Source organism: Streptomyces sp. NPDC048461, from assembly GCF_055587105.1.
In genome coordinates this window covers 328-1,434 of the sequence record NZ_JBVJGW010000080.1, presented here as the reverse complement: position 1 = coordinate 1,434, position 1,107 = coordinate 328, and the positions used below count along the sequence as shown (strand labels likewise).

The 1,107-nt window shown below is 58.5% G+C and carries 1 protein-coding gene; it reads left to right on the top strand.

What is annotated here, in order from left to right; all coding sequences use genetic code 11:
* A partial coding sequence (locus ACZ6S8_RS39615) for a hypothetical protein (protein ID WP_469463261.1) occupies positions 1 to 1,107 on the top strand: 1,107 nt, incomplete at both ends.

The following is a 1,107-nucleotide window of genomic DNA, read 5'->3' as shown; positions in this document are numbered from 1 at the left end:
CAGCGTCCTGCCGCGAAGGTCCGCTACCGGATCCTGCAGCTGCCTGATCGCAACGAGGTCGTCAATGGAACAACCGACGCACAGGGCCTCACGAAGTTCGTGAATACCACGCCGAATCCGTTGCAGAACCCGTTGGACAAAGGTGTCAAGCCTGCTACGCAGGTACCGTTCCTTCCGCCCTCAACAATACGATTCCAACTGGAAGTCTGGGACTTCGACCAGCGCAAGTGGGCGCAACCGGACTTCGCTGGCCGCCAGAAGAAGGCGGTCTCGCACGACATCGAGCTTCAGCTCAACAGCACCATCATGACGATGGCACCGATCCAGTGCGCGCTTGAACTGCAGCCCTATTTCCGGGTGAAGTTCCAGATGCAGGCCGACCAGAAGGCGCTACCCAATGCCCCTTACCTTGCCTATGCGGTGGATGCAAAGGGACGCGAAGTTGCTGGCAACGACGCGGCGGGCCGGCCAATCAAAGGAAATACCGACAAGAACGGCATGACGCCGCGCATTACCTGCAACGGGCGTCGTCGCTTCAATTTCAATCTGCCGGGAAGCAAGGTCGGCCGCAACACTGACATGCTGGAGCCATTGATCAAGGGACAGTCCACCACGCTATATGTGCTTGGCATGAAGAGCCAAGTAGCCATGAGCGAGTCTGGGCAGGGGCGGACAGCCAGAGTCGACGGCAAGATCAGCGCGCCCGCAGTTCTCAACGCCGAGGCACGCGAGCTGCTGTTGCTGACGCCGGATGTCTGGAACGAGTTCGAAGAACTCAGCGGCATGATCGAGAATACGATGGCCGGTCTGCACCGATCCAGGGCGAATCTTGACAATGCGTTGCAGGGGCGCGATGCCGAAGCAGTAGCCGCCGCCGAAAAGGCGTTGGGTATTGCTGAAGACAATGTGGCGAAGATGCTGAATGACAACTTCTCGAAGCTGACAGACTTGAAGGAGGTTGTCACCTTCGAGACCTACGACAAAGGCAGGCACGCAGGCAACGGAAGTCTGGCTGATCGTTCCGGCCTACGCCGTCGCTACATTCCCGCCAAGAAGTACGAGGAACTAAAGAAGCGGCGGATCATGGGTATTCCCACAGCGGTGAAC